Source organism: Metabacillus halosaccharovorans, assembly GCF_002019635.1.
GTDB lineage: Bacteria > Bacillota > Bacilli > Bacillales > Bacillaceae > Metabacillus > Metabacillus halosaccharovorans.
The window spans coordinates 225,311-237,409 of the sequence record NZ_KV917372.1 but is presented as its reverse complement, the minus strand read 5'-3'; the positions used below and the strand labels follow the sequence as shown (position 1 = coordinate 237,409).

The following is a 12,099-nucleotide window of genomic DNA, read 5'->3' as shown; positions in this document are numbered from 1 at the left end:
TTTCTAGACATGCTGATGTGTGTACATGTTTTCAATCTTCCGTAAATTTCGAATGATATTTTCCACATGATCATGAATGAGAGTGATGCGAAACCACGTTTCATTGGAATGTGCCGGAATCCCGAATACATTTCCTGGAAGCACCCCGCATTTTGCTTCATTAAATAATTTATTAAAAAAAGCATGGTCATGATCGGAATGTAGTTTAGGATTCATTTTGATAAAAAATACATTACCGATTTTCTGGTTTACATAATCAGTGAACACATTGGACTGTGTTACAAAATCAATGAGCTGTGTTAATGCATCCTCTTGAATATCGTTTGATCGTTTAATCCTAGTTTTATAGTTTTGATACAAATCCAATTCAGTCATTTTATTAAAAAGTTGTTCACCACTTACTTGCTGACTCCATCCGAATAAGCCTTGCGTAAAAAACTTCATATCTTCAAGGACTGGTTCCTCTTTAACGATCTTTTTGTATTTAAAATATAAATTCAATGCAAAGTAAACGAGTGAATGAGTATTCAAACTGTTTTCCATGGATGAAATCATATATTTGTACTTTTCTGTAAGGCGTGGATCTCCAAACCAATATCCAGTACGATAACCGGAATAAAAAGGTGTATCCTTCGAGCATCCGTATACTTTAACAACATATTCCAAACGGTCGGTTAAATTAAAGATTTCTGTAAACCCCCTCTCCCGGGGGAAGACAAGGTCTTGATAAATGTTATCTGCAATAAGAAATACTTCATTTTCCTGGCATAGCTCCACGATTTTCTTTAATTCTTCCACATTATCGCCTTCATACGTTGATTGAGCAGGATTGTTGGGATAAGTAATAACAACAGCTGCCGTTGAAGGAGAAATAACACTCTCTATTTCTTCACAAGTTGGTAAAAAATGATTCTCTCGTTTTGTATGTACATATCGAGGTGTTACTTTACCTTGCAGATTTGAAAGCTGGGCTGTATAGACGGTATAGTTAGGTAGAATTAAAACCACTTCGGGTTTTTCCGTCATTCCTTCCTCTTGCTTGTGCTTTAAAATGGCATTTATTACACCATTCATGACATTTGTACAGCCATTTCCACAGCCGATTCCCGCCTGATACACTAGTTTTCTCGCAATCTCCTCCCGGCCTGGTACATGCTCGAGTAGTCTAGCTAATTCCAGTGCACGGATTAATTCATGCATCTCTGTATAGCCGTCCGGTGATGTATAGCCAGGTTCGATTGAGTGCAGATTTGCCATCTCGGTTCTTGTGAAAATTTCAGGAAATAGATTGATATTAAAGTTCATATTATCCAACACATCGATCTTCTCACGCCTGTCAAAAATAATGCTCCAATATTGAATCAATCGTTGGTACATTTCTAAATTTTCAATGTCTTCTTTGTAATAAGCATTTATCGACACAGAAACACTTCTTTCTATTGGGAGATTTTTAGTCCATTAATAGTAAGTCCAAATCTTCCTGATCTAACTTAACCGTGTCAAAATCAGATGGAGTAAACTCAATATTTTGTTTGTTCAAGCAATGATCCACGATTTCAGTCAGCTTGTTGATCCACTCATCCATAAAGCTCGATATCCATTTCTCACTGAATTGACTAGTAGCATATGTCACAGACAATCGCAGCTGACCTTCAATGATCATCACAGATATATCTAGTAAAACGTTGAAGTTATTCATTTGTCCGAGGTCATGACCTGTGAATTCCTCTGACAAAGTAAACAGGTCAGAAGTCTCCAAATTGTTAAAATCACCAAGATAATTAAAGCGAATGATCTGTTGTTCGTTCGTTTTCGGTAGCTGTTGCTTACTTATATAGCGTTTTACTAAATAATCGAATCCTTTATTCGGAATCTGGCGAAGCTGTTCTTTCACTGTTTTAATCTGATCGGCTAACTCAAAATTTGGTAATGTTACTAAAACAGGGTAAATACTTGTAAACCACCCCACTGTGCGGGAAACATCGATCTCATCGTTCATTTCTTCTCGCCCATGTCCTTCCATCTCGAAAAGGATGGATTGGTTATTTGTTATTTGCGACATTGTTATAGAAAGCGAGCTTAGTAATAAATCAACTGGTTCTGTTTGGTAAGCAGTATTCGTATGGAACAATAATTGTTCTGTTACATCTTTGCTCACTTTTTGACTGACTGTTGCTGTCTGCTTCATTAGTTGTTTACTTCCGTCCGATCTGACAATAAGTTGGGGGCTTTGATGTGCCATGTTTTTCGTCCAATAGCACTCATTTTCAGTTTGTAAGCTGTCAGCATATTCTGTCACCTGTTTCGTCCATTTTTGATACGAGCTTGTTTTTGATGGAAGCGAGATTTTTAGTAATTGCCTCTTGCTGTATAAAATTGTTGCCAAATCCTCAAGCAAAATTCTCCATGAAATACCGTCAACAACAAAATGATGTGCGGTAATTAAAAGCCGGTTGCCTTGATCTCCTAAATAAAAGATAGCCGCTTTAATTAATAAACTGGTTTCAAGATCAAATGAGGATTTTAACTCCCTACCAATTTCAGCCATTTTATGAAGCTGGTGTTGGTAAGCCAATTCAGACAAATCAAAGGTTTTTAGCTGCACATGTTCATCTAAATGTTTTGAGTTATAATAGAAAACACCATCAGAACGAAGATTAAGCCGCAAGCTATCATGATGTTGTACTAAAACGTCCATAGTTGTTTCGATGTCTTTGGATTGTACTGACTTATCAAGTCGCAGCAATACAGATTGATTGTAATATTCCGGCTGTTGATAACCTTGATTAAAGAACCAATGATAGATCGGGGAATAGTCCAGTTCCCCCTCAATTGGTTTTTGTTCATCTTCCATGTTGGCATGTTCTTTTCTTTTCATATTAGATGCCATCGTCCCAATATGCGGATAAGCTAATATGTCTCTCGTTCTGAGCACATAACCGATTGTGTTCAAACGAGCTGATAATTGAATCGCTTTAATCGAATCACCACCAAGTTCAAAAAATTGATGGTCCAACCCAATAGGACTAATTCCCAGTACATCCTCAAGAGCAGCTACTAACATGCCTTCTTTATCAGAAAAAATGAAAGCTTCCTGGTTCATTTCCTCTTGGTTACCAGTAGGATCTGGAAGTTTCGAACGATCGATTTTTCCATTTGTTGTTAATGGAATTTCATCCACAGACATGATATGCACCGGAATCATATATGCCGGTAGTGAAGAGCTCAGGCTTGCTTTTATGACAGATGGGTCCATATTTTCCGTAGAAACAATGTAAGCAGACAACTGCTTACGTCCATCTGGCATTTCCCATGCCGTTACATATGAATGTGTGATAGCTGGTAAAGCTAATAATCGGGCTTCTATCTCCTCTAATTCGATCCTGTATCCATTTATTTTGACTTGATGATTTTTTCTACCTACATATTCAAGTAACCCGTGCTCGTTAAAACGTACCAAGTCACCAGTTTTGTATAATCTCTTACATGTTAAGAAATGATTTTCTATGAAATGACTTTTTGTTAAATCATCACGACACCAATAGCCTATTGCCACTCCATCACCGGCGATGTAAAGCTCACCAATGCTTCCCATTGGTAGAGGCTGGTGATGTTCATCAAGGACATATAGCTGCACATTATCAGCTGGTTTGCCGATCGGTACCGAATGACCGGTATCTGTTTTTGGATCATATTTATGAATCATACAACCGACTGTTGCTTCTGTCGGTCCATATTCGTTAAAAATAGAAATGGTTCCTTGAAACTGATCATATACTGTTTGCGCTGTTGATACTTTAAGATTTTCTCCCCCGACAATTAGCGTTTGAATTGAGCTGTCTTTATAACATTTCTCATGAAGCAGAGCTAAATGAGCTGGTGTAAGTTTAAGTACGGTCACTTTGTTTTCTTGTAAAATATCAAATAGTACGAACCCGTCTTTCGGTTCTTTATAAATTCGAATTTCATGGCCTCCAATTAGTGGCGTGAAAATGGATGTGACAGTTAAATCGAATGATAAGGGGGAATATAAAGCAAAAACAGCTGGTTTTTCATTTACGTACACCCTATTTGCCCACCAACAGTAATTTGTCAGGCTGCTATGTCTGATCATTACACCTTTGGGTCTTCCTGTTGAACCAGAAGTATAGATCATATAAGCCAAATCATGTGGTTCAGGCTGTCTGACATGATGATCTATATATATCGTTTCATCTATATTCTCCAACTCTGCTACATGTAAAATCTGACCATCAAAGTGAATCTCCTCTGGAAGATCGATATTTATCACGATACAAGTCAAACAGCTGTCTTCTATAATTTCTGTAATCCGCTCGGCTGGATAGGTATACTCGATCGGAACATATGCTGCCCCTACCTTTAAAATGGCGAAAATTCCGGCAATAAGTTCCATAGAATGTGAGCCATATACTCCGATTCTGCTCTCAGGTCCAATACCTATTTGGGCAAGCTTACCTACAAGTTGACCAATTCTATTGTGCAGTTCCTCATAGGTCCAATGGTTTGTCCCACAGCTTAGGGCAACCTTTTCCGGGGTAAGCCTAACCTGCTCCTCAAACAATTCCACAACCGTTTTATCTTTTGGATAAGGTCTTGTTGTTTGATTATATGAAACTAGCATTTTTTCTCGTTCTTCTTCAGTAATGATAGAAAGATCACGAACAATGGAATTCGTGTTTTCCATCACTAATTGTGCTAATTGAACTAGTCTACTAGACATCTGATCAATATCAGTCTCGCGAAAAACAGATGTTTGATAATCAAATTCCAATGAAAGTTGGTTTTCCGCCCATTCGTTTATGACAATTTGCAATGGGAATACTTGCTGACCCGGGTGTATTTCGGTTAATTCGAAATTGTTACTGAACATTTGATTAGATGGAGAAAATGGATAATAATTAACAACTACTTGAAACAAAGAATCATACCCGTGCTTCTTAAGCTGCAGATCTTGAATCAGGAGGTCGAATGGGTATTTTTGATGATAATAGGAATTGCGGATTTCTCGCTTGACCGTTGAAAGGACGTCAAGTACTGAGGTATTTTGATCTAGATGGAATAACAAAGGAATGGTGCTCGTAAACATACCAATTGTCTGTTTTTCCTTAGCACCTGAGCGATTGTACACAGGCATACCGATTGTGAATTTCTGCCTTCCGTACAATTTATGTATAGATAAAGAAACTAAAAAAACAAAAAAATCATTTACTGAACAATTATTCTTTTTCGTCCATTGATAAATGGAAGTTGTTAATTTACTGTCAAGAGAATATGCTTTTCTTTTAGCCTGGAGCTGATCAGCGTTAAACTGAAAAATTGGCTCCGGAATTAATTGAAATTTATTGAGCCAATATGCTCTGTCTTTAGTTGCACGTTTAGAATCGAGGTATTTCTTTTCTCGATTAATGAATTCTATATAAGAGGTATTTTCTATGTGATAAATAGGTTCACCCTTTGATAACTTCTCGTAGTTGCTGCCAATTTCTTTCGTCAAAATCTCCATAGACCAACCATCAAAAATGAAATGATGTAATTTAGCGAAAATTCCCCAATGATCATCGTCCATTTGATAAATTGCGAAATAATAATGCGGTTGACCATTCAATAGTAACGGCGTATTCTTCTGTTCTTGTAGCCACTGATTGAATGAATGTTGCCGATCAGCTGCACGACGAAAGTCAACAACATTAATTTTTGTGTCATGGATGTTTGAAACCGATTGGAATGTTTTCTCAGACTGTTGGGCTATGATAAGGCGAAATGCTTGATGCTTTTGAATGACAGTGTGAATGGATTGGATCAGTAGTTTGGCGTCTACATACCCTTTAATTTCTCCAATACCACAAATATGATGAATCGACGTATCAGGGTACAACTTTTCATCGTACCAAATCCTTTTTTGCGGATGGCTTAGCGGATAATAGCGTTCCTTTTCATCAGTTAGATGAATCATTAAGGTAAATACCTCCTCTTCAACTGAATATCCTCAACTTCTATTATTTCTGACAAGATCTGTACCCATATCAAAAATAACACGCTTATCATATATCAAGATTTGAGATTAATTGAGACTGTTGTTCTTGTTTCACATCCACCTTTATCATGTTTATTGCTCTGTCCAATAGTAGACTTGTATCTTCATATGAAGTTGTTTTTGCAATAATAAAACCAAGACGATGTGATGCATTTTTAGGAACGTGGATTTGATCTCCTGCTTTTGAAATAAGAGTAACCTGCTGTATTCCATCTAAATTCTTAACTTGATCGACTCCTAGAATTTCTACTAATTCACCAGGTTGATCGGAAACGATAAAATGAATCCCCGCACATCCTGTATGGTTTATTTTGATAAGCGGTTTTTCACCGATTGCACTCTTAGTTTGCAATTGCAGCAAATCAACTTCTGTCACAGCTTGAATTAATTCCGGAATCATTCCGCCTGCAGGTCTGGCATTTATTTCAATAATTGCACAACCTTGTTTTGTCCATTTTATCTCTGTATGTGTTACGCCATTGACAAATCCAATTGCTTCTAATGCTGCTGTTACAGTCTGAGTGATTTCTCTCTCTAAATCACTCGTTAATCGCGCAGGAAAGATATGCTTGTATTCAATAAAATATGGATATCCTTTCACATGTTTTTCTGTTATTCCAACACAACTTGATACACCCTGCCACGTATACATTTCAACACTATATTCTTGATCATGTAAAAATTCTTCTACAAGAACTATTTTAGAAGGTGCTTGTCCACGTGCATTATGAGGTTTATTAATAATTACGTGGAATTGTTTGACTGCTTCTTCTTTTGTTTCACAAACACGAACATCGTTAGAACTGCTTTCATCTGTAGGCTTAACCACACACGGCAGACCGATATTTGATATTTCTTCCTCTAACTCTTCATCAGAATGAACAGCTCTAAACATTGGTTGTTTTATTTTTGCCTCTGATAAAGCAAGCCGTGTTTTATACTTATTACGGCATAGGGTCAATACATCGGGAGGGTTTCCAGGCAGACCAAATATCTTAGTTAGTTCTGAAACAATGGTTAAATAATACTCACTTGTCGTCATGATTCCGGCAATTTCTTCAGAGGTGAAGGTTGATTTGATTACTTGGATTAAGTCAGTAACAGAGTTTGTATCACAGGATATAATTACGCAACCTGTTTCATTCAATCCCACATAAACATCTGGACGTTGTGTTAAAAATACAGGATCATACCCCCATATTTTCGTCTTATTTAATAAGATCATTCCGGTCCCTGTCGTATTAGACTCCACAAAAAGAAGTTTTTTCCTCATCACTTATCACTCCATAACTTAAACAACCATTAGTTTGAGATTATATTTTGAAAACGAAATGCTAAATCATTTGATGATATCCTATGTATTTGTTCAGGAAATACGGAAGTCCGGGCACAAACTGATAACGTATAACTGTCATCAATTTCATACTGATGAAAACACAAATTTTCATTGTCAGAACTGGTCTGCAATCTAATTTTCTCATCAACAAAAACGATCGAAAATGACTGAGGTGGTATTGATAATCCCTTGCCAACTGCTTTTATATAACTTTCCTTTAATGTCCACACCTTATAAAAATGCGCCAGTGTGTTTTCTTCTGGTTGTTCATCTAATTGCGTCTTTTCAAATTGTGAGAAGCAGTAATCCGTTATTGCAAGATCAATTGGTACAATTTCTTCAATATCGATTCCAACAGGTAACTCATCAAAGACTGCTACTACCCAATGACCTGAGTGTGATAGATTAAACTGTAAGTTTGGAAATCCAGCTATTGCGGGTTTTCCAAACTTATTTTTAACAAAAGTGATCGTGTCATTACTTAATCCCCATTTTTCCATCACATAAGTGCGAACAAGCAACTCACTGAATAACGATCGCCATTGATCTTCGGGAAACTTAAAGTGACGAAGCATTTTTCTCCTGTCAGGACTCAAGTAGGTACTTAATCTATTACACAAGCACTGATCGACATCTTCAATTCGTACTGCAACAATTTCCATTTACATTAACCTCAAAAGTTATTTTCACAAAATGATTTTCATCTAAGTCAAAAACGAATATGTTTGTTGAATCAGACTTTTATATTTTACTCATTGCTTTTCACGATAAAAAAGATGTCAAACGATGGTAGATATACTGCTGTAGTTTTGCATCTTGAGTGCGAATGAAAAAATGATCACCATCATACATTTTCACCACTACTGTACCCGTAGTTAATTCACTCCATTTTTCCAAACTTTCCATCGAAGTAAGATTATCCTGATAGCCACCTAAGATTGACATTGGACATTTTAATGGCTCTCTATTAATAAAGTTATATGTATCACAAAGTTTAAAATCCCCTCTAAGAACAGGTTCGTAAAGTTCAAGCGCCTCAGGGTTCTCAAGAATCTCCTTTGGAGTCCCTCCAAGAGATCGTAGCTTTTTTAGAAACATCTCTCTTGGCATATTATGAAGGGGTGGTTGCTGATTCTCTAATTGTGGTGAACTTCTTCCAGATAGAAACAGATGGGTGGGTAAAATTCTATAGTCTTGTTGTATCTTATGTGCTAATTCATATGCTATGAGCGCTCCCATACTGTGTCCAAAAAAAGCAAAAGGTGTATCTAAGTATTCACGAAATTCATACGAAAGCTTGGAAACTAGAAGATCCATTTGACTAATAGGCATTTCAGTGAATCTTGTCTCTCTACCTGGCAAAATGGCTGCATGCACTTCAATATCCTCATTAAAGTCCCAATGTCGATAAATGGAACTTCCTCCACCTGCATACGGAAAACAAAAAAGCTTAATTTTCGGGAAAGCTCGAGGATTTCTGCACACGAACCAGGAAGAACAGGTGTTACCCATTTGTCTCTCCACCTTTTACGGATAAATAATATTGATTTTTAAGGAAAATAAATAATTATTTCAATATTCTAAATTATAAACCAACTGGAAGAAAATGAACATAATGCCAAAGTATGGGGATTATTTATACAGAAATAGGTATTTCTCCTAGTTATTTTTATAGTAATTTTATTTTATATAAGCATAAAGAAACGGGTTATCCTATATGAATCACACAATTAAAAAGGTATTACGTCCTATATTAAAGACTATATTTGTGATTACTGTATATTGATTTTCGATGTCATTATCTTGAATCGATCAATCAGCCAAAACTTTTCAACTATTTACAATATTAATTTTTTATTTACTATTAAATTTAAACAATAAACTTATAAGGAAATCATTTCTATCAATATACAACTTTATTATGAACGATCAAATCCACTAGATGGTCACTATGGAAATAAGCGGATAAGTTACCGATATAAGCAAATAAAGATCCACTCCTATTTAATAAAGGTGTGGATCTTTATTTGAAATTACCTTACAAGTTTTTTACAAACTTTCCATCCGGATTTTTCTACCATTTTACTGTAAAAATGATGATCCAATTCAATACCGAATCCTGGTTTATCGGGCACTTCCACCTTTCCTTCATTAATAATGTAGTTAGAACCATCGATTCCTTCAACATTTATTTCATCCCACTCGATGAATAAAAATCCTTTAATTAGTGGTGCTAAATGCCCCAATACATAATTTCCATATACACACCCATAACTATGTGGTGCTGTATATACATTTACTTTATCAAGTTCCTGACCTAAATTTTTCCACTTATGAAAACCGTAGTGAAGGATGTCATACTGGATTGCATCTAAATATCCCTGTTTCGCCCAATCAACAATTTGCGCTGCGGAATCTCCTTCTCCATCTGTTACAAGTACATTCAATCCCTCACTTTGAATCCAATTCTTTAAATTTTCAAGAAGAGGTGGATCTTCATGAAAGGCTTCTTCAATCCATGTGATATTCGAATGGGCAGTTGCCTTCAGAACATATTTAATAAGGTTTAAATTATAACCATTATTAGCATCAATCATAATTTTAGCCTCAGGGCCTACTGCTTCTCGAACTCCATTTATAATGGCAATGTCTCTTTCTGTCCCCTTATCTAGAGGCATGTGCATTGCTCCCCGTCCAACTTTAATTTTGTATGCTCGATGACCCCGTGCTTTTCCTTCTAAAGCCTGCGATTGAATAAGTTTTACCGCATCATCATCGTCCTCGAGGTGGAGGTCATCAAAATAAAGAGAAGTATCATAGCATGGGACACTTATTTTTAAATCTGTGTCGCCTAATAATAACTTATAAACAGGCTTGTTCTTTATTTTTCCTAGCCAATCTAATAGTGGAAATTCAATATCATAATGAAGGGGACTTACGTCTCCCCTATTATTAAATAACTCACCAACCTTTTTGCCTAAAAGTTCCTGTGCTCGTTGTTCATTAATACGGGACCACCCAAAGGCTTCTTGCCCTCCAATTGTTACCCGGACAAGATCTAAAGGAACACTATCTCCATGAACACCAAGGCGTGCATTACACCCTGCAGCACGTATCCTTTTACCTGGTAGCTTGCACCATTCCAGTCTCTCAACTTCTTTATTGGCTATATTTGACATATCCATATAATTCTCTCCTTTATATCAATCTATTATTTAGTTCCTGTAAAGGATATACATTTTAAAATTTGCTTTTGAAATAGTAAGAAGGTTATATATTGCATTAATACTTCATGGCAAAATAATAACACCAGAATCCACATCGTTTTCTATTTTCGGCTATCACCCCTTATAAAATATTTTCACTATAAAACTTTATTATTGTTCCCCTGTTTATATTTATGTTCTACTTATCAAAATAATCTTAAAGTTGCTATAAAACTAAATAAAAATCTAATATCCTATATCAATCTTTAATTCCTTCTCTCTCTTTTAATCAACTCTTTAAAACTACGTGGAAAATGTTCCATTTATCTTTACACTTTTTAAGCGCTTTAAAATAGTGTCGATATTTAAAATATTCGTTTAATAAAATAAATAAGACTGTAAGGTGTTGGAACACTCTACAGTCAAAACTCTTCTAAGTTGCTTCTAAACTCTAATTTCTGTCTCGATAAGAATTATTTGAAACCATATTAAATTTCAGACTTCGTTTCTGAATTATAATTGAACAATTATACCTTTTTCATTTGATCTATTAGCTGCAAGAGTTACGTTTAGTGTTTTAAGTCCATTTTCATAGGATGATAGAATGAAATCTTTATTTTTCGTTTTGACTGCGTCAATAAATGCATGATCTTGTATTTCATAGAAATTAACCTTTGATGTATAAGTCGTTGTTTTCTCTCCATCAATGATCGTTACATCTGTTCCTTTCACTTCCACTCTGAAACCATTTCCCATTACCTCCAGGCCCATTCTGTGATCAGGCTGTGTGAGGGAACAATCTAAATGTCCTACCGCATCCGTTGCAAACGTAACATTAATAGATGAAACATCAGGGATATTCATTCCCTGTATACCTTCTAAGACATGTAGATTCATATCAGCAGAAACCGAAACGATATCTCCAGCTAAATAACGCATTAAATCTACAATATGGGTGGCCTGTTCTACAAGCTGTCCGCCTGATTTTTCCATTTCCCTAAACCATTGCGTTTTGACAAAGGATGTTAAATAATAGCCTCTTACCATGGCAATCTCTTTTCCTGACAAAAATTCTTTTGCGATTGCAACAGTATCTAAGTAGCGTAAACAATAGCCTGTCGCACATAGAATACCGGCATCGTTTATTGCTTCTAACTTTTTCTCGACGGAATTCTTATCCAATCCTATCGGCTTTTCAACCATCAAATGAATCCCAAGGCGTGCTGCCTTCTCCTCCATGTCACCATGTGCAAATGGAGGAACACAGATAAATAAGGCATCCAGGTTCTCATTTGAAAGCATCACATCAAAGTCTGTATAGGCGCTTGCCCCATATTCTTCCCCTGCTCGTCGTGCATTTTCCTCAGCAATATCGCAAACCGCAGCAACCGTTGCATCCGGGTTTTTTGCAATGTTTCGCAGGTGGACAGCAGCTATTCCTCCTACGCCAACAAATCCAACCTTTACTTTCGGCATTGTTCTTCCCCCTTAAGGTCAAATAT

General features: G+C 36.3%; 7 protein-coding genes. All 7 read right to left on the bottom strand.

The genetic code is table 11. From position 1 onward, the window contains the following. Positions 1 to 3: 3 nt before the first annotated feature. The 7 genes from BK577_RS15565 to BK577_RS15535 all read right to left on the bottom strand — a co-directional run bounded on the left by BK577_RS15565 (position 4) and on the right by BK577_RS15535 (position 12,073). The gene (locus BK577_RS15565) at positions 4 to 1,422 is read right to left on the bottom strand and encodes an aminotransferase class I/II-fold pyridoxal phosphate-dependent enzyme (protein ID WP_078433799.1); all 1,419 of its coding nucleotides are present in this window, start codon (positions 1,420 to 1,422) and stop codon (positions 4 to 6) included. A gap of 28 nt (positions 1,423 to 1,450) precedes the next feature. Then, entirely contained in the window at positions 1,451 to 5,974 is a 4,524-nt protein-coding gene (locus BK577_RS15560; RefSeq protein WP_078433798.1) for a non-ribosomal peptide synthetase, read from the bottom strand. Between the two features lie 88 nt (positions 5,975 to 6,062). Next, the gene (locus tag BK577_RS15555; RefSeq protein WP_078433797.1) at positions 6,063 to 7,328 is read right to left on the bottom strand and encodes an ATP-grasp domain-containing protein; all 1,266 of its coding nucleotides are present in this window, start codon (positions 7,326 to 7,328) and stop codon (positions 6,063 to 6,065) included. 29 nt (positions 7,329 to 7,357) lie between these two features. Then, positions 7,358 to 8,053 (bottom strand): 4'-phosphopantetheinyl transferase family protein, encoded by a 696-nt coding sequence (locus BK577_RS15550; protein ID WP_078433796.1) that lies wholly within the window; start codon positions 8,051 to 8,053, stop codon positions 7,358 to 7,360. A 100-nt stretch (positions 8,054 to 8,153) separates the two neighbouring features. Further along, entirely contained in the window at positions 8,154 to 8,903 is a 750-nt protein-coding gene (locus tag BK577_RS15545; RefSeq protein WP_078433795.1) for a thioesterase II family protein, read from the bottom strand. 521 nt (positions 8,904 to 9,424) lie between these two features. Beyond that, positions 9,425 to 10,576, bottom strand: a complete 1,152-nt coding sequence (locus tag BK577_RS15540) for an enolase C-terminal domain-like protein (protein ID WP_078433794.1) — start codon at positions 10,574 to 10,576, stop codon at positions 9,425 to 9,427. Positions 10,577 to 11,110: 534 nt separating this feature from the next. Beyond that, a complete protein-coding gene (locus BK577_RS15535) occupies positions 11,111 to 12,073 on the bottom strand; it encodes a Gfo/Idh/MocA family protein (protein WP_078433793.1) in 963 nt (320 codons plus the stop codon). Between the last annotated feature and the right edge of the window lie 26 nt (positions 12,074 to 12,099).